Source organism: Stenotrophomonas sp. LC732 (assembly GCF_052446685.1).
Taxonomy (GTDB): domain Bacteria; phylum Pseudomonadota; class Gammaproteobacteria; order Xanthomonadales; family Xanthomonadaceae; genus Stenotrophomonas; species Stenotrophomonas muris.
This window is the reverse complement of record NZ_CP199214.1, coordinates 1,740,115-1,766,649: the sequence shown is the minus strand read 5'-3', so window position 1 is coordinate 1,766,649 and position 26,535 is coordinate 1,740,115. Positions and strand designations below refer to the sequence as shown.

Sequence of the window (26,535 nt, the reverse complement as noted above, 5' to 3'; positions counted from 1 at the left end):
GGCGCCATCGAGCACCATGGAAGGGCTTTGGCGTGTTTTGGAGAGGGCCATCCGCCCTCTCCCCCACGTATCAATCAAGGCGCCGCACGGAGCGCTTGATAAAACCCTTATTCCGCCAGCATCGCCGCCAGCTTCTCCCGCGCCGGGCCAGCCAGCTTCGGGTTGTCCAGCGCGAAGCGGATCGTCGCCTCCACCAGACCCAGGTGCGTGCCGCAGTCGAAGCGGGTGCCCTCGAAACGATAGGCATCGACTTCTTCGGTCTTCAGCAGCTCGGCAATCGCATCGGTCAGCTGGATCTCGCCGCCGGCACCGGTCTGGGTCTGTTCCAGCAGCTCGAAGATCTTCGGGCTGAGCACGTAACGGCCCACCACCGCCAGGTCGCTCGGCGCGTCCTCCGGCTTCGGCTTCTCGACGATCTGCGAAATACGGCCCTTGCGGCCATCGAACGCGTCGGTGGCGACGATGCCGTAACTGGCGGTCTTATCGTGCGGCACGTCTTCAACCGCGATCACGCTGGCGCCACTGGCTTCGTTGAGGTCGGCCATCTGCTTCAGCGCGCCCGCACCGCGGTTCCAGATCAGGTCGTCGGGCAGCAGTACGGCAAACGGCTCGTCACCGATCACCGACCTGGCACACAGCACCGCGTGCCCGAGGCCCAGCGCCTCGGCCTGGGTCACGAAGATCGCGCGCACACCATTGGGGAGCACGTGCCGGATCAGTTCCAGCTGCTCCTGCTTGCCAGCGCGCTCAAGCTTCTGCTCCAGCTCGTACGCCTTGTCGAAATAGTCGGCAACGGCGTGCTTGTAGCGGTTGGTGATGAACACCAGCGTGTCACAGCCGGCTTCGATCGCCTCATCCACCGCGTACTGGATCAGCGGCCGATCAATGATCGGCAGCATCTCCTTCGGCACAGTCTTGGTTGCTGGCAAAAAACGCGTCCCCAATCCTGCCACCGGGAAAACTGCTTTGCGAATTCGCTTGCTCATTGGTGCCTGTTGGCCTCACGTGCCGGAAAAGGCACGACTTTAGCGGATGAAATGTAAGCATCCTGTTCGATTGGCGAGAATTCCGGCATCGTCGCAAACAGGATTTCCTGGATGCGGGCGGTGTCGTAGCTGGCAATCGCCTCGCGCAGGCGCGGAACGTTGCCCAGCACCAGGTCGCGCGAGAACGTACGCACGCCGGCTTCAAGAATCTTCGGGTGCGCGGTGGAGCGGTAATCTTCGTCCGAATAGAACAGCGTCTCGTGCAGCTTCTCGCCCGGACGCAGGCCGGTATAGATGATCTGGATGTCCTTGTACGGCTGCTTGCCGGTCAGGCGGATCATCTGTTCGGCCAGCACGCGGATCGGCACCGGCTCGCCCATGTCGAGGGTATAGATCGCACCATGCGACGCCGATGCGGCCGCCTGCAGGATCAGCTGGCAGGCCTCGGGAATGGTCATGAAGTAGCGGCTGACTTCCGGGTCGGTGACCGTGACCGGGCCACCGCGCAGGATCTGCTCGCGGAACAGCGGCACCACGCTGCCGGCCGACGCCAGCACGTTGCCGAAGCGCACCGTGACGAAACGGGTATGCGTGGACTTCTGGTCCAGGCTCTGGCAGATCATCTCGGCGTAGCGCTTGCTTGCGCCCAGCGCATTGACCGGGTCGACCGCCTTGTCGGTGGAGATGAACACGAAATGCTCCACGCGGGCTTCCAGGCAGGCGCGCGCGACGTTCTCGGTCGCCAGGATGTTGTTGCGCACTGCTTCACGCAGCTGGCGTTCCAGCACCGGTACATGCTTGTAGGCGGCCGCATGGAAAGCGGTATCGACCGGGTGCAGCGACAGCGCGTGGCGGATCACCGCCGGGTCACCGCAGTCGCCCAGCACCGCCTCGATCTCGACATCGGGGAAGCTGCGACGCAGCTCGCCCTCGATGGTCAGCAGCAGCAGCTCGCTGATCTCCAGCAGGATGATGCGACCGGCACCATGCCGCGCGCACTGGCGGCACAGCTCCGAGCCGATCGAACCACCGGCGCCGGTAACCATCACGGTGCGCCCACCCAACCAGCCGCGGATCAGGTTCCAGTCCGGCATGATCGGCTTGCGCCCCAGCAGGTCCTCGATCGCCACTTCCTTCAGCTGGCCCGGCAGCGACTGGCCCTGCAGGATGTCACTGAGCTTGGGCACGGTACGGAACGGCACGCCGGTGCTTTCGCAGATCGCGACGACGCGCTGCATGCCTGCGGCGTCCAGCGACGGCATGGCAATGACCAGCAGCTTGGCAGCGGTCTCGCGGACCACCGTTGGCGCGTCATCCAGCGTACCCAGGATCGGCAGGCCCTGCAGCTTGGCACCCCGCAGGTGCGGTGCATCGTCGAGCAGGCCGACCGGCTCGAAGTTGCCGGAACGGCGCAGGTCGCGCACGAGGGTCTCGGCCGCCTGGCCGGCGCCGAGGATCAGCACGCGGCGGGCGCTGGAATCGGACTGCAGTGCCTGGTAGTCCTTCCAGGCGCGGTACAGCAGGCGCGGCGCGCCGAGCAGTGCCGACAGCGCGAACGGGTAGATCACCAGCACCGACATGGGTACGCCGTCGAAGCGCTTCCACATCAGCACCAGGATGATGGCCACCATGCCGATGAAGCTGGCCTTGAAGATGTTCAGCAGGTCGCTGACGCTGGCAAACCGCCACAGGCCGCGGTACAGGCCCACGCGCCAGAACACCAGGCCCTGCAGCAGCAGGACCAGGGTGGTATCGACGTTCCACAGGGGCAGCGCCGGGGCGTTGGGCAGGATCGAGTAACGCCCTGCATGGAGCAGCTGCCAGCATGCCCAGACCATGAAGAGGTCGTGGCAGACGATGGCCGAACGCGGCATCAAGCCGAGGATTCTGTCCCGCCAGGGTGAAGCCATAATTCAGGTAATTCCTTGTCGGTGGCGCATTCCATTGCGCAGGAGGAGCCAGAGGACGCTCAGCGCGATGAACCACGCGATCGCCACGACAGCCTCCCACCTCGGCTGCAAATTGGAGCAGACATTGAACACTGTAATACTGAACAGACCCAAAGCAAAGTACATCCCTGTCACCTGCGGGTGACTGGCTCCTGCCTGCACCGCGCGCTGGTAGACATGCTGGGTATGGGGTTCCATCCAGCGTTGTCCGGAAATGATGCGCGCCAGCAGTGTGAAGCCCGCGTCCACGAGGAACGGCGAAACCGGTACCAGCAGCAGGATCCAGTTGATATCGGTACGCACGCTGGCGATCGCCAGCACCACTGCGACCGCATACCCCAGCGCACCGCTTCCGACATCGCCCATGAAGATCCGGGCGCGAGGGAAGTTGAACGGGAGGAATCCAAGGCAGGCCAGGCCCAGCGCCACGGCGGCCAGTGAATAGGGCCACGGCAGCACCGGCGCCAGCCCCAGCATCGCCACGACGGCCTGGCTGGCGGCGATGCCATTGATGCCGTCCATGAAGTTCCAGATGTTGATCAGCGACGCGGTGAACAGCAGCACCAGCACCGCCAACAGCCAGCTGCCACCATTCACCTTGACCAGGCCGGCCAACAGCGCTGCGGCGATGAAATGCACCAGCAGGCGACGCATCGCCGGCAGGGGCTTGTGGTCGTCCCACCAGCCGATACCGGCCACCAGCACCAGCCCAAGGCTGGCCACCAGCACCGTCGGCGTGCTTTCGGGCCAGGCCCAGATGGCCACGCCGGCGGTCACCAGCAGGCTGATGACGATGGCGATGCCGCCACCGCGCGGGGTGGCAACGCTATGGCTGCGACGCTCGCCCGGCTGGTCCATCAACTGCTGGCGCAGTGCATAGCCCCGCGCAGCCCAGGTCAGCAACGCACTGAGCAGGGCGAGCCCCAGCAGCGCGCCCATCACAAGCCAGGGCATGGATCAGAGCACCGCGTAGTTCAGCAGCGGCTTGACCGTCCCCCACTCCTTGCAGCTCGGGCACTGCCAGTGGTGGGTACGCGCACCGAAGCCGCAGCGCGTGCAGCGATAGGCCGGGTTGCGCACCAGCAGCTGGTCGGTGATGTGCTTGAGGTCATGCAGGGTGGCGGTGGAATCGGCTCCCTCGGCGAGGGTCAGATCGATCAGCGCGGATTCGCCACGTACCGACGGGCGATCCTTGAGCTGGCGACCGAGGTAGGCACGGGCCGGCGCCACACCTTCCTGCTCTTCCATCAACCGGGTCAGCGCCAATACCGGGGCGATGCCGCGGTAGTGCTCGGTCATCTCCGACAGGAACGCGCGTGCACCTGCCAGATCGCCGACCCTGCGATAGTTCTGCATCAGTGCCGGCAGCAGTTCCGGCAGGTATTCGGGGTCGTTGCGCGCGGCGCGCTCGAAGGCGCGCACGGCGGCCTCTGGATTGCCCGCGTCGGTTTCCAGCCGGCCCTCGATGATGCCGGCGCGCACCGACATCGCGTCGGCCTGGTAGGCGCGGGCGATCGCTGCCCTCGCCTCTTCCAGCTTGCCGGCGCCACGGAAACGTTCGGCCAGTTCGCATTCGAACTGTCCGATCAGCTTGCCCATCGGCTCGCCGGTGACGTCCTCGAAACGGGTCGCGTTGTCGATCGCCTTTTCCCAGTCGCGCTCGGCCTGGTAGATGCCGATCAGGTGCTTGAGCGCCTGCGGTGCGCGCTGATCCAGCTGCGCCAGCTCGGTGAACACGGTCTCGGCACGGTCCAGCAGGCCGGACTTCATGTAGTCCTCGCCCAGCGCCAGCAGGGCCTGCACGCGCTGTGCATCACTGAGGTCGTGGCGGTTGACCAGGCCCTGGTGCAGGCGGATGGCGCGGTCGACTTCGCCGCGGCGGCGGAACAGGTGGCCCAGCGCGACCTGGGTCTCGAAGGTTTCCTTGTCCAGCTCGGCGATGTGCAGGAACAGCTCGATGGCCTTGTCCGGCTGCTCGTTGAGCAGGTAGTTCAGGCCACGGAAATAGGTGCTCGACAGGCGGCTGACCTGGCTGTCACCGTGGCGTTGACCACCGCGCCGCCCGATCACCCACCCAGCCAGGGCGGCCAGCGGAACGAACAGGAAGAACCAGAACCACTCGGTGACGAAATCCATCTTCGATCAGCGTCCATCAAAAGATTGAGGGGAAGCAACCGGTGCCGGCGTGGCGGCAGCGGACTTGTTGGCGCGGCGCAGCTGGCTGTAGAGCGGAATGACCACGCTCACCAGCACCAGGCCAGCGCCAACGATGACGCCGATCAGCAACGCGGCAATGATGGCCACGCCGACCGAGGTCTTAAGCTGGGTGAACAGCAGGTTGATGGTCATCTCGTCCATGTTCATGGCACCGATGATCAACCCAAGAATGAGTACCGCCAGCAGGACCAGCAGACGAAAAACCTTCATGCGACAGCTCCAGTGGCAGGAGTCCGTAGCTTATCCGACTCGCGGCTGGATTCGCACGCGGTGGCGCGACGGCAGGCTCAGGCCGGATCGGCGTCCAGCGGCAGCACGCTGCTGACCCGCTCGCGCAGTTCCTTGCCCGGCTTGAAATGGGGGACATGCTTGCCCGGCAGGGCAACCGATTCGCCGGTCTTCGGGTTGCGACCCAGGCGCGGCGGACGATAGTGCAGCGAGAAGCTGCCAAATCCACGGATTTCGATGCGATCCCCGGCGGACAGCGATCCGCCCATCATTTCCAGCAACGACTTCACCGCCAGATCGACATCATCGGCCTTCAGGTGCGCCTGGCGGCGCGCAAGGATTTCGATCAGTTCGGATTTGGTCATTACCGGCTCACATCAGGGGCATCTCAGCCTGAAACGGCCCGGGCAATGCCCGGGCCGTCCAGGAAACAACGAACAGCGTAAGGCCGATTACTCGGACTTGTTGCCGTTCAGCTGTGCACGCAGCAGCGCGCCCAGCTGGGTGGTGCCGCTGGAAGCCGAAGAGGACTGGTATTCCTCCAGCACTTCGCGCATTTCCGCGTCGTCCTTGGCCTTGATCGACAGCTGCAGGGTACGGCCCTTGCGGTCCATGCCCACGAACTTGGCTTCGACCTTGTCGCCGACCTTCAGGTGCTGGGTGGCGTCGTCAACGCGCTCGTTGGCGATGTCGCGGGCCGAGACGTAACCTTCGATGCCGTCAGCCAGCTCGATGATCGCGCCCTTGGCGTCGACTTCCTTCACTACGCCTTCGACCTTGGAGCCCTTCGGATTGGCAGCCATGTACTGGCCGAACGGATCCTGCTCCAGCTGCTTCACGCCCAGGGAGATGCGCTCGCGCTCCGGATCGACAGCCAGGACGACGGCGTCCAGGGTATCGCCCTTCTTGAAGTTGCGAACGACGTCTTCGCCGGTGGTGTTCCAGCTGATGTCGGACAGGTGGACCAGGCCGTCGATGCCGCCGTCCAGGCCGATGAAGATGCCGAAGTCGGTGATCGACTTGATCTGGCCCGACACCTTGTCACCCTTCTTGTGGGTGGCAGCGAAGGTTTCCCACGGATTGGCGGCAACCTGCTTCATGCCCAGCGAGATACGGCGACGCTCTTCATCGACGTCCAGCACCATCACTTCGACTTCATCACCAACCTGGACAACCTTGGACGGGTTGACGTTCTTGTTGGTCCAATCCATCTCCGAGACGTGCACCAGGCCTTCGACGCCCGGCTCGATCTCAACGAACGCACCGTAATCGGTGACGTTGGAGACCTTGCCGAAGACGCGGCTGTTGGCCGGGTAACGACGGCCGATGTTGTCCCACGGATCCTCGCCCAGCTGCTTCAGGCCCAGCGAAACGCGGTTGCGCTCGCGGTCGAACTTCAGCACGCGGACGTCCAGCTCGTCGCCGACGTTCACGACTTCCGACGGGTGACGCACGCGCTTCCACGCCATGTCGGTGATGTGCAGCAGGCCGTCGATGCCGCCCAGGTCCACGAACGCGCCGTAATCGGTCAGGTTCTTGACGACACCCTTCAGGATCGCGCCTTCCTGCAGCTTGTCCATCAGCTGCTCGCGCTCTTCCGAGTGCTCGCTTTCGACGACAGCGCGGCGCGAGACCACGACGTTGTTACGCTTGCGGTCCAGCTTGATGAGCTTGAACTCGAGTTCCTTGCCTTCCAGGTAGGCCGGATCGCGCACCGGGCGCACATCGACCAGGGAACCCGGCAGGAAGGCGCGGACATCCTTGATGTCCACGGTGAAACCACCCTTGACCTTGCCGCTGATGCGGCCGGTGATGGTTTCGTTCTTTTCCAACGCTTCTTCCAGCTCGTCCCACACCATCGCGCGCTTGGCCTTCTCGCGCGACAGGACGGTTTCGCCGAAGCCGTTCTCGATCGAGTCGAGGGCGACCTTGACGATGTCGCCTTCGGCGACGTCGATTTCGCCAGCGTCGTTACGGAACTGTTCGATCGGCACGATGCCTTCGGACTTCAGGCCAGCGTTGATCACCACGACGTCGCCGCGGACTTCAACAACGGTACCGCTGACGATGGCGCCCGGCTTCAGCTTGGCCAGATTGGCCTGGCTGGCTTCAAACAGTTCGGCAAATGATTCGGTCATTAGATTTACTCTGTTGGACACATGGGTCGGTGGCGTCCCCTTCAGGGGAATGGCGACCGCCCGCCTGTTGGTCGACCCCGGAAACGCAGGTCGTGTGTAGTAGGAAAACCGCCACGCATCATTGCGCGGCGGAGCTGGTACAGCACTGCTATGCGCGACCACCGCCGATGCTGCTGGCAGCGCTCCCGCGCGAACGGATCAGGCAGCCGGAACCGGAAGCAGATCCATCACTCTGGCAACGACATCATCGATGCCGATGCCTGTGGTGTCGATGAGGACAGCATCGTCTGCCGGCTTCAGGGGCGCCACGGTACGCTGGGCATCACGGGCGTCGCGGGCCATGATCTCGCGCAGGAGGTCATCAAAGTTAACAGAAACCCCCTTGTCTTTCAACTGCTTATGCCGGCGCTCGGCGCGCTCCTCGGCGCTGGCGGTCAGGAAGACCTTGTAGGAGGCGTCCGGGAAGATCACCGTGCCCATGTCGCGGCCGTCGGCGACCAGGCCCGGCAGCTCCCTGAATGCGCGCTGGCGCTCCTTCAGGGCAGCGCGGACCTCGGGAATGGCGGCAATGGCCGAGGCCAGCGCACCGGTGGTCTCCAGGCGCAGCTCGTCGGTGGCATCGGTGCCGTTGACCATGACCCGCATGGCATCGCCCTGCTCGACAAACTGAACGTGGGTGTCGAAGGTGCAACGCACCAGCGCCGAGGCGTCGGAGGTATCGATGTCGGCCCAGCTTGCGGCCACGCCCACCGCCCGGTACAGCGCGCCCGAATCCAGGTAATGCCAGCCCATCCGGCGCGCGATGATGCGGCTGATGGTACCCTTGCCGGCCCCGGATGGGCCGTCGATGGTCAGGACGGGAGCGAGTGGATTCATGGGGGTCCCAGAGCGTGTGAAGAGGCCATTCTAGCCCCTGCCAGACGCCCCCAGCGGGATCTTTTGTGCAACCACTTGAAACCACGAGGAAAAGCCCGGTAGAATGGCGGGCTTGAACGAGCGTCAACTGCCGATTGTCTTTCGCATATCGCGGCCACGCTCCACCCGAACAACTACTGTTTACGCCGAGGTATGCCATGAAAGTCCTGTCCTCCCTGAAGTCGGCGAAGGCCCGTCACCGTGACTGCAAGGTCGTGCGTCGTCGTGGCAAGATCTTCGTCATCTGCAAGTCGAACCCGCGTTTCAAGGCGCGTCAGCGCTAAGCCTCACAGCCTTCCGGCTGCGGCTGGCCCTACGCGGGGCCGACCCGATGCAAGAAACCGCCTTCGGGCGGTTTTTTGTTTATGCGGCTTTTTCCTGCCGTTTTTGCTGTAATCGCCTTTCTTGACCACTGGGGAGTAGATCGAGATGAAGCGTTACCTGTCCGCCCTGGCCGTGATGGCCACCCTGGCCGCCGCCACACCGGCACTGGCCGATACCCTGCTTGTCGACCGCGCCCGCGAGAAGCCGGCCGGTGCCCTGCCCGTGCGCGGCCAGAGCATGCAGCAAGTGCAGGCGCAGTTCGGCGCGCCCAGCGAGCAGCTGCAGCCGCGTGGCGGGCAGAAACGGCAATGGCCGACCATCAACCGCTGGGTGTACCCGCAGTTCACCGTCTACTTCGAGAAGCAGAAGGTGATCGACGTGGTGGCCAACCAGGCGGACCCGAACGAAATCGGCCCGAAACCGCCGATCCGTTGATCCCATTACCCGCCGTGGGCGGGCCTGTGTAGCGAGACCATGAACCAGACCCTTCGTTTTCCTGCCGAGTGGGAAGCCCAGAGCGGCGTCCTGATTGCCTGGCCCACCGCCGATACCGACTGGGCTGACCGCCTGGGCCAGGTGGAAGAGACCTACATCGCCCTGGTCGCGGCCATCACCCGCTTCCAGCCGGTGCTGATCTGCGTGGCCGACGACGATGTGGAGACCTACGCCGAGATGCGACTGCGCTCCAACCGCATCGACATGGACAAGGTCCACTTCACCACGGCGGCCTACGACGATACCTGGCTGCGCGACTCCGGCCCGATCACCCTGCGCCGTGCCGACGGCGGCTTCCAGCTGCTGGATTTCCGCTTCACCGGCTGGGGCGGCAAGTTCGACGCCACCCTGGATGACCAGCTGGTGGGCGTGCTCGACCAGGCCGGCGTATTCAACGATGCGCCGGTCCGCAGCATTCCGTTCGCGCTGGAAGGCGGCGGCATCGAGACCGACGGTGAAGGCACCCTGCTGACCACCTGGAAGTGCCTGCACGAGCGCCACCCAGACCGCGACCGCGCCAGCCTGAGCGCCGACCTGGCCGACTGGCTGCAGCAGGACCGCGTGCTGTGGCTGGACCACGGCTACCTGGAAGGCGACGACACCGACGCGCACATCGATACCCTCGCCCGCTTCGCCTCCGCTGACAGCATCGTCTACCAGGCCTGCGACGACGAGAGCGACTCGCATTACGCCGAACTGCAGGCGATGGGCAATGAGCTGGCCGCGCTACGCACCAAGGATGGCCAGCCGTACCGCCTGTTCCCGCTGCCGTGGGCCCGGCCGGTGATCGACGAAGGCCGTCGCCTGGCTGCCTCGTACGCCAACTACCTGATCGTCAATGGCGCGGTGCTGATGCCGGCCTATGGCGACCCGGCCGATGACCTGGCCCGCGACGTGCTGGCACAGGCGCACCCGGGCCGAGAGATCGTGCAGGTGCCCTGCCGCTCGCTGATCTGGCAGAACGGCAGCCTGCACTGCATCACCATGCAGCTGCCGGCCGGGCTGTTGAAGGCGTAACGGTCGTGCCGGCCGCTGGCCGGCAACCCTGCAATGCCTGATGGATCCACGGGATTGCCGGCCAGCGGCCGGCACTACCCGCTGCGCCATTCAGCGCGCGACACGCCGTCGCCGCCCATCCGCGCTAACATGCTGGTTTTCCCCCGCAGGAACGCCCCGCATGAACTCGCGCAGCCCCCTTACCGTCGCCCTGATCCAGGAGCGCAACCACGGTGATGCCGCCGCCAACCTGGCGGTGATCGAAGCACGCGTGGCCGAGGCGGCTGCGCAGGGTGCCAAGCTGGTGCTGCTGCAGGAACTGCATAACGGCCCGTACTTCTGCCAGCACGAATCGGTGGACGAGTTCGACCTGGCCGAGCCGATTCCGGGCCCGAGCACCGAGCGCCTTGGCGCGCTGGCGAAGCAGCATGGCGTGGTGCTGGTCGGCTCGCTGTTCGAGCGCCGCGCTGCCGGGCTGTACCACAACACCGCCGTGGTGTTCGAGAAGGACGGTACCCTGCTCGGCAAGTACCGCAAGATGCATATCCCGGACGACCCGGGCTTCTACGAGAAGTTCTACTTCACCCCGGGCGACATCGGCTTCAAGCCGATCGATACCTCGGTGGGCCGCCTGGGCGTGCTGGTGTGCTGGGACCAGTGGTACCCGGAAGCGGCGCGCCTGATGGCGCTGGCCGGCGCCGAGCTGCTGCTGTATCCGACTGCGATCGGCTGGGATCCGGACGACGTGCAGGACGAGAAGACCCGCCAGCGCGACGCCTGGGTGCTGAGCCATCGCGGCCATGCGGTGGCCAACGGCCTGCCGGTGCTGAGCTGCAACCGCGTCGGCCACGAGGCCTCGCCGCTGGGCGCGTCGGGCATCCAGTTCTGGGGCAACAGCCACGTGCTGGGCCCGCAGGGCGAGTTCCTGGCCGAGGCCGGCACCGAGGCCACCGTGCTGCTGTGTGACGTCGACCTGCAGCGCAGCGAGCACGTGCGCCGCATCTGGCCGTTCCTGCGTGATCGCCGCATCGATGCCTACGGCGACCTGCTCAAGCGCTACATCGACTGAGCCGGAGCCCGCGCATGGCCGTCCTCATCCGTGATGCCGGCCCGGCCGACATCGACGCGATCACCGCGATCTACGCGGTGGAAGTGACCGACTTCGTCAACACCTACGAGTACGACATCCCGGACGCGTCCGAGATGCTGCGCCGCATGCGCGACATCATCGACCGCGGCTTCCCCTACCTGGTCGCCGAGATTGACGGCCAGGTGGCCGGCTATGCCTACGCCAACACTTACCGCACCCGCGTTGCCTACCAGTGGACCGTGGAAAACTCGGTCTACGTCGATGCCGCGTTCCAGGGCAAGGGCGTCGGCACCGGCCTGCTGCAGGCGTTGATCGACGCCTGCGTGGCGCGTGGCTACCGGCAGATGGTGGCGGTGATCGGCGAACCGACCAATACCGCTTCAATCAAGCTGCACGAACGCTTCGGCTTCGAGCTGGTGGGCGTGTTCCGTGGCCTCGGCCGCAAGCATGGCCGCTGGCTGGATACCGTGCAGATGCAGCGCGCGCTCGGCGATGGCGCCGACACTGCACCTTCCAATGAATGAACCCATGACCGAAACCCTTCCCGAGACAGGCGACGACCTGTTCGCCGGCCAGCCGGTACGCGTCGTCGAACGCGACGGCGTGCGCTACACCCTGCTGGGCACCGCCCATGTCTCACGCGCCAGCGTCGAGGCGGTGGAGAAAGCCATCGACAGCGGTCGCTTCGACGCCGTGGCCGTTGAACTGGACCCGCAGCGCCTGCAGGCACTGAGCGACCCGGACACGCTGGCCAAGCTCGACCTGGTCGAGGTGATCCGCAAGGGCCGCGTCGCCCTGTTCGCCGCCAACCTGGCCCTGTCCGCCTACCAGCGCCGCCTGGCCGAACAGCTCGACATCGAGCCGGGCGCGGAACTGAAACGCGCGGTGGAACTGGCGCGCGAACGCGACCTGCCGGTGCACCTGATCGACCGCGAGGTCGGCCTGACCTTCCGCCGGGCGTCGCAGCGGCTTGGGTTCTTCGGCAAGCTGAAGCTGGTTGCCGGGCTGGGCGCCGGCCTGTTCTCGTCCGAGGAAGTGGGCGAGAACGAGATCGAAAAGCTCAAGCAGGGCGACATGCTGGAATCGAGCTTTGGTGAGTTCGCCAGCGAGAGCCCGGCGCTGTACGAGACCATCATCGGTGAGCGCGACCGTTACATGGCCACGCGCCTGCGCGAGGAGCACACCCCGCAGCAGCGTGAAGTGCTGGCGGTGGTCGGCGCCGGTCACCTGGCCGGGCTGGCGCGCTACCTGGAAACCGATACCGAGGCACCGGCGCCGCTGCGCGCCGAGCTGGAGGCGGTGCCGAAGAAGCGCAACATCCCGTGGTTCACGCTCGGCATCCTGGCGATCGTGGCGACCGGCATCGGTGTGGGCTTCTACCGCGGCGGCCTGGGCGTGGGCACCGAGCTGCTGGCGACCTGGGCAATGTATACCGGCGGCCTGGCGGGCCTGGGCTGCCTGCTGGCAGGCGGTCACCCGCTGAGCATCCTCACCGCGATCGCGGTGGCCCCGTTCAAGCCGTTCCGCCTGAGCATCCCGACCGGCGCATTCTCGGCGCTGGTGGAAGCGCGCCTGCGCAAGCCGGCCTACGAAGACTTCCTGAAGCTGCGCGACGATGCGCAGAGCCTGAAGGGCTGGTACCGCAATCGCGTTACCCGCGTGGTGCTGACCTTCATGCTGACCAACATCGGCAGCATGCTCGGCCTGTGGCTGACCACCTTCAAGGTGTGGGGCAAGGTGGCGGGGTAAGCCTCTCAACCGGCCACAGAATCTGTAGCGCCCGAGCCCATGCTCGGGCGACGCGGCGACGCGGCGAGCAGAAAAAAAGGGGGAGACCGCCCCACTACGACCGGCCTCCCCCACACCACAACACGTTGGCGCGCATTACAGCCGGGCAGCGCCCGGCTCCATCCTCTCCAGCCCGCGTGCACGGCGGATCAACCGCGTCACGGCATTGCGCAGGTCATCGAGCACCGCATAGATCGTCGGCAGGAACAGCAGGCTGACCACCGTCGAGAACGCCAGGCCGCCCGCAATCGCGCGCGCCATCGGCGAATACTCCGGGCCATTGCCGAACATCTGCGTATCGGTCAGCGAGATCGGGATCATCGCCAGGATCGCCGTGCCCATGGTCATCATGATCGGGCGCAGGCGTTCGCGTGAGCCTTCCACCAGCGCCTGGGTGCGGCCCATGCCGCTGCGCCGCAGGTTGTTGATGTGCTCGATCATCACGATGCCGTTGTTCACCACCACGCCCATCAGCACCAGGATGCCGATGAAGGACATGATCCCGAACGAGGTGCCGGTGATCCAGAACAGCCAGAACACGCCGAAGATCGAGAACAGCACTCCGCTCATGATCGCCGCCGGGAACAGCAGCGACTCGAACACCGCCGCCATCACCACGTAGATCATCACCAGTGCGATCAGCAGGTTGAACACCATCTGCTGCATCGCCTCGTCGTCGTTGCCGTAGTCGCCGCCGTCGAAGGTGAAGCCATAGCCGGCCGGGAAGTTCATCGGCTTGAGCACGGCTTCGATCGCCTTGCGCCCGTCCGGCGCGGTGACCTTCTCGCCAGGTTGGCCTTGATGGTCAACGTGGTCTGGCGGTTGGTGCGGCCGATCTGGGTGGCCGACGAACCAACGTCCACGGTGACCAGGCTCAGCAGCGGCACGCTGCGGCCATCGCCGGTGCGCACGCTGAAACCGGCCAGGTCTTCCGGGCTGCTCTGCTCGGCGCCGGCAAAGCGCACCCACACCGGCACTTCGTTGTCACCGCGGCGGAACTCGCGCATCGGCGCGCCGCGCAGCGCCAGGCCGACGAAGCTGGCCACCTGCTCGGCATTGAAGCCGAACGCTGCGGCACGCTCGCGGTCGACGCGCACCTTCAGCTCGCCGCCCTTCTCGCCGTTGTCGATGCGCACGTCACGCAGCTCGGCACGCTGCGCCAGCAACGGCACCACTTCCTGGCCGATCTCCTGCAGCATCGAGCTGGAGTCGCCCACCAGCTGCACCTGCACGCCCTGGTTGCTGCCGCCACCGCCATCGCCGCCCTGGTTGCCGACGAAGTAATCGGTGCGGGCCGACTTCGGCAGGCCCTTGCGCAGTTCCTCCTGCAGCGACTTGATGTCCTTGGCGTACTCTTCGTCCAGGGTGACCACCGTGGAGCTGCCTTCCTGCTCGCTGTACCAGGAATACACCTGCTTCACGTGCAGGCGTTCGCGGTTCTGGTCGATCCAGTTCTCCACCCGCGCCACTTCCTCGGACATCTGGCGGTAGGTGTAGGCGCCCTTCCACATGTAGCCGATGAAGATGTCCTTGCCCCCCTCACCACCGAACATGTCGACCTTGGTCAGCTTCATCGGCACCAGGCTGACCAGCACCACCAGCAGGATGCCGAGCAGGCTCCAACCGCGGTGATGCAGTGACCAGTCCAGCAGCTGCGCATAGCGTCGCTGCAGGCGCGCGATCAGGCCGGTCTGCGAGTGCACCAGCTTGGGCGTGGCCATGCGCGCGGACAGCATCGGGATCAGGCTGACCGCCACCAGCCACGAGGCCAGCAGCGAGACCGAGATGGTGATCGCGATCTGCGCCATGAAGATGCTGATGTTGTTGGTCTCGCCGAACAGGTTCGGCACGAACACGATGCAGTGGCACAGCGTGCCGGCGCTGAGCGCGATGGCCACGTTGCGGGTGCCGATGATCGAGGCCAGCCGTGGCTGCCCCGGCATGCGCTCGCGCTCCTGGTAGATGCTCTCCACCACCACCACCGCATTGTCGACCAGCATGCCGACGGCCAGCAGCAGGCCCATCATGGTCAGGATGTTGAGTGTCACCCCGACGAAGTACATGAAGCCGAGGGTGATGGTGAAGCAGATCGGAATGGCCAGCGTCACCATCAGCGTCGACGGCCAATGGCGCAGGAAGAAGAACAGCACGGTGACCGACAGGATCAGGCCGACCGCGCCGGCCTCGGCCAGCTCCAGCAGCGAGGACGTCACTGCCTTGCCCTGGTTGTCGATCACCTTGATCTGCACGTCGCGCATCGACGGCTGCGCGCGGATCGCCTCGACTTCGGCCAGCGCCGCACGCGAAACGTCCACCAGGTTGGCGCTGCGTTCCTTGAAGATGTCCAGGCCCACCGCCGGGTTGCCGTCCAGGCGGCGCCCGTAGTTCATCCGCGCCGGCTTCAGGCGGACATCGGCGATATCACCCAGGCGCAGTCCCTTGGCGTTGATCACCAGGTCGCGCATCTCCTGAAGGTCGGTGATCTCGCCTACCGGCTGCACGCGCACGCGCTGGCCGTTGTCATCGATCTGCCCGGCCGAGATCGAGAAGTTCAGCGTGCGCAGGCGCTCGCTCAGCTCGTTGATGCTCAACCCATGCGCGTTGAGCCGGTTCGGATCGATGGCGATCTCCACCTCGTTCGGCGGCGCACCGGTGATATCGACGCGGGCCACACCGGGAATACGCTCGATGCGCCGCTTGAACTCACGATCGAGCATGTCATAGGCGGTGGTCAGGTCGGTGGTGCTGGCCAGCCGCACCTTCAGCACGGGCTGGTCGCTGCTGGACCACTTGAACACGTTGTAGCGCTGCAGGTCGTCGGGCAGGTCGCTGCGGATCGCGTCGATACGCTCGCGCGCGTCCGACGCGGCAATGGCGATGTCGCGGTCCCAGTCGCTGAACTCGATGTAGATCAGCGCCGCCTCGGAGGTGGCCGACGAGCGCATGCGCTTGATGCCGGTCATCGTCGCCAGCGATTCCTCGACTGGACGGATGATGGTCCGTTCCACTTCTTCCGGGGTCGAGCCGGTGTAGGGAATCTGCACGAACAGGAACGGCGCGGAGATGTCCGGCAACGCCTCCAGCGGCAGCCGGAACGAAGCGATCAGGCCGATCACCACCAGCGACACGAAGCACATGATGGTGGTGACCGGACGGCGGATGGAGAACTCGGCAACACTCATGCCGGTTCCTCCACACCCGCTGTGCCGCCCTCGTCGCCATGCAGGCCTTCACCGGCGTGCTTGCGGCCGCGCTCACGGTAGTAGGCGTCGCCGCGACGATCCATCAGGTCGTACACCACCGGGATCACCAGCAGCGTCAGCAGCGTCGACACCAGCAGGCCACCGATCACGGTGATCGCCATCGGTGCACGCACTTCGGCGCCCTCGCCCATCGCCACCGCCAGCGGCAGGAAGCCGAACAGCGTGCACAGCGTGGTCATGATGATCGGCCGCAGGCGCGAGCGCGCACCTTCCACCAGCGCCTCATGCTTGGCCACGCCGGCCTCGCGCAGCTGGTTGACCTTGTCGATCAGGATGATCGCGTTCTTGGTGACCAGGCCGACCAGCAGGATCAGGCCGATGAACACCACCACCGAGATGGGCTTTCCGGTCAGCATCAGCGCCAGGATCGCGCCGACCAGCGCCAGCGGGATGGTGAACAGGATCACGAACGGGTGCAGCAGGGATTCGAACTGCGAGGCCATCACCAGGTAGACCAGGAAGATCGCCAGGCCGAAGGCGAAGATCAGCGACTTCGCCGCCTGCGCCAGTTCCTCGCCCTGGCCACCGATGTGCAGGCCGACACCCGCGCCCAGCGGCTGCTCGGCCACCATCTGCTGCACTTCGCGCATGGCGGCGCCCAGGTCGATGTCGCGCAGGTTGGCCGATACCACCGCGACCCGGGTCTGGTCGGCACGATGGATCTCGCTGGGGCCGGTGGTGGCGACCACGTCGGCCACCGCGTCCAGGGTCACCGGGCGGGTGCTGCCCGGATTGACGATCAGCCGGCGGATGCTCTCCACGCTGGCGCGGTCACCTTCCTGGGCGCGCACCAGCACGTCGATCTTGCGGTCACGGAAGCTGTAGCGGGTGGCGACGTCGCCACGCACCTTCTTCACCACCACGTCGGCGATCTGGCGGGTGGTCAGGCCCAGCGCACCGGCGCGCTCCTGGTCGAAGCGGATCTGGATTTCCGGGAAGCCCTCTTCCACCGTCGACTTCACGTCGGCGTAGTGGGCGTTGCCGCGCAGCATCGCCGCCAGGCGCTGGCCGGCCACTTCCAGGGTCGCCATGTCCTGCCCGCGCAGTTCGATTTCCAGCGGCGTGGAAAAGCTGAACAACGCCGGCCGCGCGAAGTCGACCTGGGCACCCGGGTGCTGGCTCATGGTGCCGCGCAGGCGCTCGGCGATCGCCGCTTCAGTGTGCGCATTGCCGCCACCTTCCATCACCACGGTCAGCTTGCCGATGTTCTCGCCACTTTCGGTCGGGCTGGCATCCAGCCGGGTGCCGCTGCCACTGACGCCATACAGCGAGGCCACGCCTTCGCCCTTGCCATGCGCCAGCTGCAGCTCGCGCACCAGCGCATCGGTCTGCTTGAGCGGCGTGCCGGCCGGCAGCTTCACCGTCATTTCGAAACGGTCCTGCGCCAGCTGCGGGATCAGGTCGGCGCCAAGCATCGGCACCAGCGCCATGGTCGCCACGAAAATGATGGCTGCCACGCCCAGCACCTTGCCGGGATGCGCCAGCGCACTCGGCAGCAGGCGCAGGTAGCCTCGCTCGGCGCCTGCATAGGGCTTCATCGCCAGGTCGCTGGCCTTGCGCATCACCGGGCCGACCACCGCCACCACGCCGCGCCACAGGCGCACCACGAGCCAGGCCAGCGCATAGAAGCTCCAGCGCACGCTGGCGAGCACGCCACGGCGGCCCAGTGCAACCGGCTTCTGCCAACGCTTCTGCGGCTGCCATGCTACGTTCGGCGCCTCTTCCGGGAACGCCAGCGGCGGCCGCCCCTTCAGCGAGCTCAGCATCGGGATCAGGGTCATCGACACCAGCAGCGAGATCGCGATGGCGATCGCCACGGTCAGCGCCTGGTCGCGGAACAGCTGCCCGGCGATGCCATCGACGAACACCAGCGGCAGGAACACCGCGATGGTGGTCAGGGTCGAGGCGACCACGGCCATGCTCACTTCACGGGTGCCGGCGATCGCCGCCTGCAGGATGCCCAGGCCACGCTCACGGGCCTTGGCGATGCTCTCCAGCACCACGATCGAGTCATCCACCACCAGGCCGGTGGCCAATGCCAGGCCACCCAGCGACATCACGTTCAAGCTCAGGCCGAGCTGGCCCATGAAGAAGAACGTGGCGATGATCGAGACCGGCAACGACAGGCTGATCACGAACGTACTCCAGCCATCGCGCAGGAACAGGAAGATGATCAGGATCGCCAGCAGGCCGCCGATCACGGCATCCTTCTTGACGTCGGCGATGGCGTGCTCGATGAAGCGCGACTGGTCCTCGATGGTGGTCAGCTCGACATCGGACGGGAACGTGCCCTTGATCTGCTCCAGGCGCTTGCGCAGCGCTTCAGCGGTGGACACGGTGTTGGCGTCGCCTTCCTTGTAGATGGCCAGCTCGACCGATTCCTTGCCGCCCAGGCGGATGATCGCTTCGCGCTCCTTGTAGCCCTGGCGCACGGTGGCCACGTCCTTCAGGCGCACCGGCACGCCGTTGGCAACCACGCTGGAGCCACCGCCGGACGATGCGCTCTGTGCCGCCGACGCCGCCGCGATGGCGGCCGCCGAACCGGTCGACGCGGCGATGTTGAACATCTGCTGCAGCGCCGAGTCCGCCGCGCTGCCATTGGCGGCCTGGGTGGTCACCAGCAGGTTGCGGATCTCCTCCAGGTCGGCGAACTGGTTGACGGTACGCACCAGGAAGCGCTGCGAGCCCTCCTCCAGGCGGCCGCCGGAAATGTTGATGTTCTCGTCCTTCAGGCGCTTGATGACGGTGTCGATCGGCAGGTTCAGCTGGGCAAGCTTCTGCTGGTCGATGTCGACCTGGATCTCGTCCTCCAGGCCGCCGCCCACCTTCACTGCCGCCACGCCGGTGACCGGCTCCAGCTTCTTCTTGAGGTCTTCATCGGCATAGCGGCGCAGGCCGGTCAGCTCGCGGACCGCATCGGCATCGCTGGTCGGCGCCGTCTTGTTCGACAGCACCAGGCGCATGATCGGCTCGGTGGACGGATTGAAGCGCAGCAGCACCGGGGCCTTGGCCTCCAGCGGCAGGTTCAGCGCTTCCATCTTGTCGCGCACCTCCAGGCTGGCCTGGTCCATGTTGGTGCCCCAGGCGAATTCCAGCACCACGTCGCTCTGGCCGGTGCGCGAGACCGACTTCAGCTTGCGCAGGTTCTTGACCACGCCGACCGCTTCTTCGACCGGCTGGGTGATCAGGGTTTCGATTTCAGTCGGCGCTGCACCGGTGTATTCGGTGCGCACGGTCAGCGTCGGGTAGCTCAGGTCGGGCAGCAGGTTGACCTTGAGATTGCCCAGCGCGATCAGGCCGAACAGCAGCAGCGTGACCGTGCACATGGCGATGGTCACGCGGCGGCGGGTGGCAAACTCCACCAGGCCGCCGCGCATGCCGGCGGCGGCGCCGTCGCTCGCCGGCGAGGCACCGTGGTCGTGGCCCGGGGCGGTCATTGCTTGCTCCCGGCCTTGTCTGCGGGCTTGGCGGCCGCAGCGACCGTCTTCGCCTTCGGATCGGCAATCACCTGCACCGAGGTGCCGTCGCGCAGGGCGACCTTGCCGGCGGTGACCACCTGATCACCGGCCGCCAGGCCATCACGGATCTCCACCCACGGGCCCTCGGCGTAACCCAGCTTGACCGGAACGCGTGCGACCTTGCCTTCGCGCACGCGGAACACCGCCGGCTCACCGTCGTCGAGCAACGCCAGGCGCGGTACGACCAGCGCATCGGCACGCTGGTCGTAGTCGATGCGGATGCGACCGAACATGCCGGGCTGCAGCGCGTGTGCGGCGCCGTCGAAGGCGCTGACCACGCGAAACGTGCCGCTGCCCGAATCCACCACCGGCGCGATGCGATCAACGGTGCCGGTGAAGCTCTGCCCCGGCAGCGCGTCGGCCGCCAGCGTCACCGGCTGGCCGGCGCGCAGGGTGGCCAGTTCACGCTCGGGCACGTTGAGGGTGGCTTCCAGCCGCGAGTTGTCGACGATGCGGAAGATCGGCGTGTTGATCTGCACGAAGTTGCCGGTCTTGATCGAGCGCGATGCGATCACGCCGGAGATCGGCGCCACCACCGTGGTGTAGGACAGCTCCAGCGTGGCCAGCCGGTACTGCGCGCGGACGTTTTCCAGGTCGTAGCGCAGCTGGTCGACATCGGCGGCGCTGACCATCTGCTGGCCGACCAGCTTCTGTGCGCGCTGGTAATTGTTTTCCAGCTTGCGCATCTGCGCTTCGCTCTGTGCAACGGCCAGCCGTGCACGATCCGGGTCCAGCCGCACCAGCGGTTGGCCGGCGGTGACCCGCTGCCCTTCCTCGACCAGCACCGCCAGCGCCACGCCGGAGGTCTTGGCGACCACCTGCGACTCGGCGCGTGGTTCCAGCGCGGCCGTGCCGGTGTAGCTGGCCGCGACGGCACGATGGCTGGCCACCGCCACTTCGACCGGGACTGCGTCGACCTTCTTCTCCTCCTTGGTTTCGGCAGCCTTGGCTTCGGAATTGGGCCCTGCGGCGCAACCGCCCAGCAGCAGGGAGGTGGAGATCAGCAGTGCGGCAGCGCAGATTCCGCTGCGACGGCCGGACAGGAAGGTTGGGTGCGACATCGTCGGGTCCCTGAAGGATGCGTGGACAGGTGTGGTAGCAAAGTAATGCACCACTTCACGGCAACACCATATCCCAAAGGTCATGGTGCCTTCACGCCGCCGGTCGGCCCGACCCCATTTCAGCTAGATGAAACCTGAGGCTATACTCGGGTCGTTCCGTACCCCACGCCGGAACGACCAGACCCGAATCCCCGGAAACGACACCATGCGCCCGCAGCCGCTCGCCGCTTGTCTCGCTCTGGCCGTCCTCCTGCCCCTTGGGGCCGCCGCACAGCCCGCTCCTGCTCCTGCCACACCCGCCCCGGCCCCGGCTCCCGCCGTTGCGCCAGCGCCCGCCGCACCCACCGGCAACTTCGACAATGGCCGCGTCCTGGCCTACACCTGCCAAGGCTGCCACGGGATCACCGGCTACAAGAACGCCTACCCCAGTTACCGGGTGCCGAAGATCGGCGGCCAGACCCAGCAGTATCTGGCCCAGGCCCTGACCGAGTACCGCCAGGGCAAGCGCCGGCATCCGACGATGCAGGCGCAGTCGATGAGTTTCAGCGAACAGGAGATCGCCGATCTCTCTGTTTACCTGTCCACCGTCAAGTAAGGCCCGCCCATGTCGAAAGCCGCGCATCCGATGCGTCACGCCATCGCCCTGTCCGTTGCCCTGCTGCTGGCCGCCTGCTCACAGTCGCAGGTGGAAAACAGCGAAAAATCGGCCGCCGACCCGGGCCATGCCAGCGGCGAGCACGGTTCATCGTCCTCCGCCGGCCTGCCCGCTGGCCGCGAGGCCGCCGGTGAAGCCCGCGCCAAGGTGAAGGGCAAGGCCACCAACCAGAGCTGCATCGACTGCCATGGGGCCGACGGCAATGCGCCGATCGATCCGACCTATCCGAAGCTGGGTGGGCAGTACGGTGACTACCTGGCGCACGCGCTGCAGGCCTACCGCGCCGGTGACCGCCAGCATGCGCTGATGACGCCGCAGGCGAAGGACCTGAGTGATCAGGACATCGCCGATCTGGCGGCGTACTTCGGCAGCCGGCCGAGCCAGCTGCGGGATCTGCACGGGGTCAAATGACGGCCGGCCCCCCGGTCGGTGCGGACCGTCGGTTGGTAGGTGCGGACCGTTGGTCCGCACAGATTCCGGATATCCACGCATGGCGTGGATCTGCTGAGCCGAGCGTGGGCTCGGCTCTACATCAATCGGCGCGATCGCTGGCGCCGGTCAACGCTCAGCCTTCCAGCTCTTCCCAGCGCGCGTAAGCGGCATCCAGTTCGGCCTGCACCTTGGCCAGCTGCTGGGTGTGCGCCGTCACTTCAGCACTGCTGCGGGTGTAGAACGATGGGTCGTTCATCGCCGAGGTCAGCCCTTCGACATCGCCTTCCAGCTTCTCGATGGTCTTTGGCAGCTGCTCCAGCTCGCGCGCTTCCTTGTACGCCAGCTTGCGCTTGGGGGCTGCGGGAGTCGCGGCCGCAGCAGCGGCCGGTGCAGCAGTCGCCGGCTTGGCAGCCGGGGCCGCGGCAGGCGCAGCCACGCTGGCCGCATAGCGCTGCCAGTCGCTGTAGCCACCGACGTACTCGCCGATCACGCCGTCGCCTTCCATCACCAGCGTGGAGGTCACCACGTTGTCGATGAAGTCACGGTCGTGGCTGACCAGCAGCAGCGTACCGGTGTACTCGCCCAGCAGCTCTTCCAGCAGCTCCAGGGTTTCCACGTCGAGGTCGTTGGTCGGTTCGTCCATCACCAGCAGGTTGGACGGCTGCGCGAACAGCTTGGCCAGCAGCAGGCGGTTGCGCTCGCCACCGGACAGGCGGGTGATCGGCGCACGCGCGCGCTCGGGGGTGAACATGAAGTCCTGCAGGTAGGCATGCACGTGCTTGCGCTTGCCGTTGAACTCGAGGAAATCGCGGCCTTCGGCCACGTTCTCGATCGCGCTCCAGTCTTCGCGCAGCACCGCGCGGTACTGGTCGAAATAGGCGATCTGCAGGTTGGTGCCCGCATTGACCTCACCCTTGGCCGGCTGCAGTTCACCCAGCAGCAGCTTCAGCAGCGTGGTCTTGCCGCTGCCGTTGGGGCCGATCAGGCCGATGCGGTCGCCACGCAGGATGGTGGTGGTGAAATCGCGGACCATGGTGCGCTCACCGAAGGCGAACGAAATGTCCTTGACGTCGATGACCTTCTTGCCGGAGCTGACGCCCTGCGCGGCTTCCATCTTGACGTTACCGCTGAGGTCGCGGCGCTGCGAGCGTTCGGTGCGCATCGCCTTGAGGCGGCGCACGCGGCCTTCGTCGCGGGTACGGCGCGCCTTGATGCCTTGGCGGATCCAGACTTCTTCCTGCGCCAGCAGCTTGTCGAAGCGGGCATTTTCCTGCGCCTGCGCGTTGAGGCGTTCCTCGCGGCGGCGCTCGTAGTTGGCCCAGTCGCCCGGCCAGCTGGTCACCTGGCCGCGGTCGATCTCGACGATGCGGGTGGCCAGCGCACGCAGGAAGCGGCGGTCATGGGTGACGAACACCACGCTGCCGCTCCAGCCCTTCAGGAACGCTTCGAGCCAGTCGATGGCTTCGATGTCCAGGTGGTTGGTCGGTTCGTCCAGCAGCAGCACGTCCGGGCTGGAGACCAGTGCACGGGCCAGCAGCACGCGGCGCTTCATGCCGCCGGACAGGCGGCCGAATTCGGCATCGCCGTCGAGGTCGAGCTTGGTCAGCGTTTCGCTGACACGCTGGTCCAGGCCCCAGCCGTTGGCGGCATCGATCTTGGCCTGCACATTGCCGAGGGCTTCACCATCGAAGACCTCGGCATGGCTGAGATGGTGGAACTCGGCCAGCCACTGGCCCAGTTCACCGAGGCCATCGGCAACGACGTCGAACACCGAGCCGGCGGCGCCGTGTGGCACTTCCTGCTCCAGGCGGGTGACGCGCACGCCCTGCTGCACGCGGACTTCGCCGTCATCGGGCTTGTGGTCGCCGGACAGCAGCTTGAGCAGGGTGGATTTGCCGGCGCCGTTGCGGCCGATCAGGGCGATGCGTTCGCCCGGCTCGATCGACAGTTCGGCCTTTTCCAGCAACAACGGGCCGCCGACGCTGAAGTCGACGTTCTGCAGAGTAATCAGAGGCATCCGGATATTGTACGGGTTGGGGGCGTCGGCCGGGTTGCACCCGGCACCCGCGGTAGTGCCGGCCGCTGGCCGGCAACCTCAACGGCAACGTCAAAAGCTGGTTTCCTGTGGGATGGCGGGATGGGTCCGGTCGCGGGGGACGCCGTAACCCCGTCCCTGGGGGCTTGGCCGCGGCATCCATGCCGCGGACACCCCCGCAACCGGACCCATCCCGCCTTCGATAGATTCCTGCAATCTGTCGGAACTACATTCTGCTCTGGTGGGTGTCGACCTTGGTCGACACGGTAGATCCACGCCATGCGTGGATGAGCGCTACAAGAAGGGTCGATGGATGGAATCGACTGGAAATCTGATGGCTACCCCACCTCCCCCAGCAACGCCTGCAACCCCGGCAGCCATTGCTTGCCGGGGTGGCGCACCAGCCACAGGGTGCGCTGCAGGGCCGGCAGCGGAGTCTCGAGCACGCGCAGGCGGCCCAGGGCCAGCGGCTCTTCCAGCGCGTGGCGCGACAGGCAGGCCAGGCCGAGGCCGGCGATGGCGGCCTGCTTGATCGCTTCGGTATTGCCCAGCTGCAGGGTCTGCGCGAAGCCACGCAGGTGCGGCAGCAGGGCCTGTTCCACGGCTTCGCGGGTGCCGGAGCCAGGCTCACGCAGCAGCCAGCGTGCTCGGCGCAGTTCATCCAGCGACCAGCGTGCGCGGGCATCGGCGGCAGCCACGATCACCAGTGGGTCCTGCTGCCAGGCGGTCACCTGCAGGCCACGCTCATGGCACGGGCCTTCGATCAGGCCGGCGTCGACGTCCAGGCGCTGTACCGCGGCGACCACGCCGGCACTGTTGTCGATGCGCAGATCGACCTCGGCCTGCGGCGCCTGCCGCAGCAGTTCGGCGATGCGTGGCGGCAGCAGATAGTTGCCGATGGTGGTACTGGCGGCCAGCACCAGCCGTAGCGGTGCGCCCTGCGACGGGTCTCCGCCGGCGGCCAGCTGCCGCTCCAGATCGGCGGCGTTGACCAGCAAGGTGCGCGCCGGCTCCAGCAGCGCGCGGCCGTGCCCGTTGAGCGCCAGGCGGCGGCCGATGCGGTCGAACAGCGGGGTGCCGAAGTGCGCCTCCAGTTCCTGCAGGGCGGCGCTGCTGGCCGACTGCGAGAGCGCGACGGCCTGGCCGGCGGCAGTGGTGGTGCCATGGTCGGCGATGGCGACGAACACCTGCAGCTGGCGCAAGGTCAGGCGCATGGAATGTACCCGCTTTATAGGTAGGTTTCACCCATATTATTCGTTTTACAGGTCAGTGACACAGGCGCACGCTTGGCCCATCACCCCAGTCCTGTCGCGCCATGAACGCCACTGCTCTCTCCTCCTGGTCCCTGCCCGCCCTGCGCCAACGCTGGCAGCCGCGCCTGCCCGGCCTGCTGCTGGTGGGCCTGATCGCGGCGGCGTCGCTGTACCTGGCCGAGCTTCCCTGGCTCCAGGCGCATGGCCTGAGCGCGCTGACCGTGGCCATCGTCGCCGGCATCGTGGTCGGCAACACCCTTTACCCGCGGCTGGCGCCGAGCAGCGCGGCCGGTGTCGGCTTCTCCAAGCACTGGCTGCTGCGCGCCGGCATCGTGCTGTACGGCCTGCGCCTGACCTTCCAGGACATCGGCCACGTCGGCGTGGCCGGCGTGCTGATGGACGTGCTGGTGGTCGCCAGCACCTTCGGGCTGGCCTGCTGGCTGGGCATGCGCGTGTTCAAGATGGAGCGCGAAGCGGCGATGCTGATCGGCGCCGGCAGCGCGATCTGCGGCGCGGCGGCGGTGATGGCCGCCGAGCCGGTGGTGCGCGGCCGCGCTGCGCAGGTCACCGTCGCGGTCTCTACGGTGGTGGTGTTCGGCACGCTGGCGATGTTCCTTTACCCGGCGCTGTATGCACTGGTGCAGTCGCACGGCTGGCTGGCAATGGACGCGCGGCAGTACGGCCTGTTCACCGGTGCGACGGTGCATGAAGTGGCACAGGTGGTGGCGGCAGGCCGCGCGGTCAACGAAGCAGCGGCCGACACGGCGGTGATCACCAAGATGGTGCGGGTGATGCTGCTGGCGCCGTTCCTGGTCGCGCTGTCGCTGTGGCTGGCGCGTGGCGGCAAGGCCAGCGCCGACGGCAGCAAGGCGCGCATCGTGGTGCCGTGGTTCGCTTTTGGTTTCGTGGCGGTGGCCGGGTTCAACTCGCTGCATCTGCTGCCGGCGGGCCTGCAGGCGGGGCTGGTGCAGCTGGATACCGTGCTGCTGGCGATGGCGATGGCCGCGCTGGGCCTGACCACCCACGTCTCGGCGCTGCGCCAGGCCGGGCTGAAGCCGCTGCTGCTGGCGCTGATCCTGTTCGCCTGGCTGCTGTTCGGTGGCCTGGCGATCCATCAGGGTGTACTGGCGGTGCTTGGCTGAGCAGGAGCGTGCCGACCCAGGTCGGCATCCACCCGTAGATCCACGCCATG

At 66.4% G+C, this 26,535-nt stretch carries 21 protein-coding genes and 1 pseudogene; 9 read left to right on the top strand and 13 right to left on the bottom strand.

Annotated elements, in window-relative coordinates:
- Positions 1-107 precede the first annotated feature (107 nt).
- From galU to cmk, 8 genes are all read right to left on the bottom strand, one after another.
- The gene (gene galU / locus ACT6SE_RS08575) at positions 108-986 is read right to left on the bottom strand and encodes a UTP--glucose-1-phosphate uridylyltransferase GalU (RefSeq protein WP_032960751.1); all 879 of its coding nucleotides are present in this window, start codon (positions 984-986) and stop codon (positions 108-110) included.
- On the bottom strand, positions 983-2,896 hold the full coding sequence (locus ACT6SE_RS08570; RefSeq protein WP_014646852.1) for a polysaccharide biosynthesis protein: 1,914 nt from the start codon (positions 2,894-2,896) through the stop codon (positions 983-985). Before ACT6SE_RS08570 ends, galU begins: the two co-directional genes overlap by 4 nt.
- 3 nt (positions 2,897-2,899) lie before the next feature.
- A complete protein-coding gene (locus tag ACT6SE_RS08565; RefSeq protein ID WP_046430191.1) occupies positions 2,900-3,889 on the bottom strand; it encodes an MraY family glycosyltransferase in 990 nt (329 codons plus the stop codon).
- Positions 3,890-3,892: 3 nt separating this feature from the next.
- Complete coding sequence (gene lapB / locus ACT6SE_RS08560; protein WP_014646850.1) at positions 3,893-5,071, bottom strand: lipopolysaccharide assembly protein LapB; 1,179 nt, start codon at positions 5,069-5,071, stop codon at positions 3,893-3,895.
- A gap of 6 nt (positions 5,072-5,077) precedes the next feature.
- Complete coding sequence (locus ACT6SE_RS08555) at positions 5,078-5,362, bottom strand: LapA family protein (protein WP_014646849.1); 285 nt, start codon at positions 5,360-5,362, stop codon at positions 5,078-5,080.
- 77 nt (positions 5,363-5,439) lie between these two features.
- Positions 5,440-5,745: an integration host factor subunit beta gene (locus tag ACT6SE_RS08550; protein WP_005409286.1), complete on the bottom strand. Its 306-nt coding sequence runs from the start codon at positions 5,743-5,745 to the stop codon at positions 5,440-5,442.
- Positions 5,746-5,832: 87 nt separating this feature from the next.
- Positions 5,833-7,518: a 30S ribosomal protein S1 gene (rpsA, locus tag ACT6SE_RS08545; RefSeq protein ID WP_005416230.1), complete on the bottom strand. Its 1,686-nt coding sequence runs from the start codon at positions 7,516-7,518 to the stop codon at positions 5,833-5,835.
- A 198-nt stretch (positions 7,519-7,716) separates the two neighbouring features.
- Positions 7,717-8,394: a (d)CMP kinase gene (gene cmk, locus ACT6SE_RS08540; RefSeq protein ID WP_014036894.1), complete on the bottom strand. Its 678-nt coding sequence runs from the start codon at positions 8,392-8,394 to the stop codon at positions 7,717-7,719.
- A gap of 197 nt (positions 8,395-8,591) precedes the next feature.
- On the opposite strand from cmk, the gene ykgO reads away from it, so the two are divergent.
- From ykgO to ACT6SE_RS08510, 6 genes are all read left to right on the top strand, one after another.
- Complete coding sequence (ykgO, locus tag ACT6SE_RS08535) at positions 8,592-8,717, top strand: type B 50S ribosomal protein L36 (protein ID WP_005409283.1); 126 nt, start codon at positions 8,592-8,594, stop codon at positions 8,715-8,717.
- Positions 8,718-8,892: 175 nt separating this feature from the next.
- Positions 8,893-9,192 (top strand): hypothetical protein, encoded by a 300-nt coding sequence (locus ACT6SE_RS08530; RefSeq protein ID WP_227837998.1) that lies wholly within the window; start codon positions 8,893-8,895, stop codon positions 9,190-9,192.
- Between the two features lie 39 nt (positions 9,193-9,231).
- Positions 9,232-10,269 (top strand): agmatine deiminase family protein, encoded by a 1,038-nt coding sequence (locus ACT6SE_RS08525; protein WP_032960746.1) that lies wholly within the window; start codon positions 9,232-9,234, stop codon positions 10,267-10,269.
- Between the two features lie 160 nt (positions 10,270-10,429).
- Positions 10,430-11,317: a carbon-nitrogen hydrolase gene (locus ACT6SE_RS08520; protein WP_032960744.1), complete on the top strand. Its 888-nt coding sequence runs from the start codon at positions 10,430-10,432 to the stop codon at positions 11,315-11,317.
- 14 nt (positions 11,318-11,331) lie between these two features.
- On the top strand, positions 11,332-11,862 hold the full coding sequence (locus ACT6SE_RS08515) for a GNAT family N-acetyltransferase (protein WP_014646846.1): 531 nt from the start codon (positions 11,332-11,334) through the stop codon (positions 11,860-11,862).
- A 4-nt stretch (positions 11,863-11,866) separates the two neighbouring features.
- On the top strand, positions 11,867-13,087 hold the full coding sequence (locus ACT6SE_RS08510) for a TraB/GumN family protein (protein ID WP_014646845.1): 1,221 nt from the start codon (positions 11,867-11,869) through the stop codon (positions 13,085-13,087).
- 135 nt (positions 13,088-13,222) lie between these two features.
- Here ACT6SE_RS08510 and ACT6SE_RS08505 read toward each other — a convergent pair.
- The 3 genes and pseudogenes from ACT6SE_RS08505 to ACT6SE_RS08495 form a co-directional block, all read right to left on the bottom strand.
- Positions 13,223-16,308: pseudogene (locus tag ACT6SE_RS08505) on the bottom strand (efflux RND transporter permease subunit).
- Positions 16,305-19,826, bottom strand: a complete 3,522-nt coding sequence (locus tag ACT6SE_RS08500; RefSeq protein WP_046430185.1) for an efflux RND transporter permease subunit — start codon at positions 19,824-19,826, stop codon at positions 16,305-16,307. Before ACT6SE_RS08500 ends, ACT6SE_RS08505 begins: the two are co-directional and overlap by 4 nt.
- Positions 19,823-20,968 (bottom strand): efflux RND transporter periplasmic adaptor subunit, encoded by a 1,146-nt coding sequence (locus ACT6SE_RS08495; RefSeq protein ID WP_046430183.1) that lies wholly within the window; start codon positions 20,966-20,968, stop codon positions 19,823-19,825. Before ACT6SE_RS08495 ends, ACT6SE_RS08500 begins: the two co-directional genes overlap by 4 nt.
- 205 nt (positions 20,969-21,173) lie before the next feature.
- Between ACT6SE_RS08495 and ACT6SE_RS08490 the strand changes: the two genes are divergently transcribed.
- Together ACT6SE_RS08490 and ACT6SE_RS08485 are read left to right on the top strand one after the other, a co-directional pair.
- Positions 21,174-21,563, top strand: a complete 390-nt coding sequence (locus tag ACT6SE_RS08490) for a c-type cytochrome (protein WP_014646842.1) — start codon at positions 21,174-21,176, stop codon at positions 21,561-21,563.
- Between the two features lie 9 nt (positions 21,564-21,572).
- Complete coding sequence (locus ACT6SE_RS08485; RefSeq protein ID WP_005416218.1) at positions 21,573-22,034, top strand: c-type cytochrome; 462 nt, start codon at positions 21,573-21,575, stop codon at positions 22,032-22,034.
- A 154-nt stretch (positions 22,035-22,188) separates the two neighbouring features.
- On the opposite strand, the gene ACT6SE_RS08480 is transcribed toward ACT6SE_RS08485, so the two are convergent.
- On the bottom strand, positions 22,189-24,072 hold the full coding sequence (locus ACT6SE_RS08480) for an ATP-binding cassette domain-containing protein (protein WP_014646841.1): 1,884 nt from the start codon (positions 24,070-24,072) through the stop codon (positions 22,189-22,191).
- Between the two features lie 356 nt (positions 24,073-24,428).
- The gene (locus tag ACT6SE_RS08475; protein ID WP_014646840.1) at positions 24,429-25,304 is read right to left on the bottom strand and encodes a LysR substrate-binding domain-containing protein; all 876 of its coding nucleotides are present in this window, start codon (positions 25,302-25,304) and stop codon (positions 24,429-24,431) included.
- 101 nt (positions 25,305-25,405) lie between these two features.
- Here ACT6SE_RS08475 and ACT6SE_RS08470 point away from each other — a divergent pair, with 101 nt between their 5' ends.
- Positions 25,406-26,485, top strand: a complete 1,080-nt coding sequence (locus ACT6SE_RS08470; protein ID WP_046430181.1) for a YeiH family protein — start codon at positions 25,406-25,408, stop codon at positions 26,483-26,485.
- Positions 26,486-26,535: the final 50 nt, after the last annotated feature.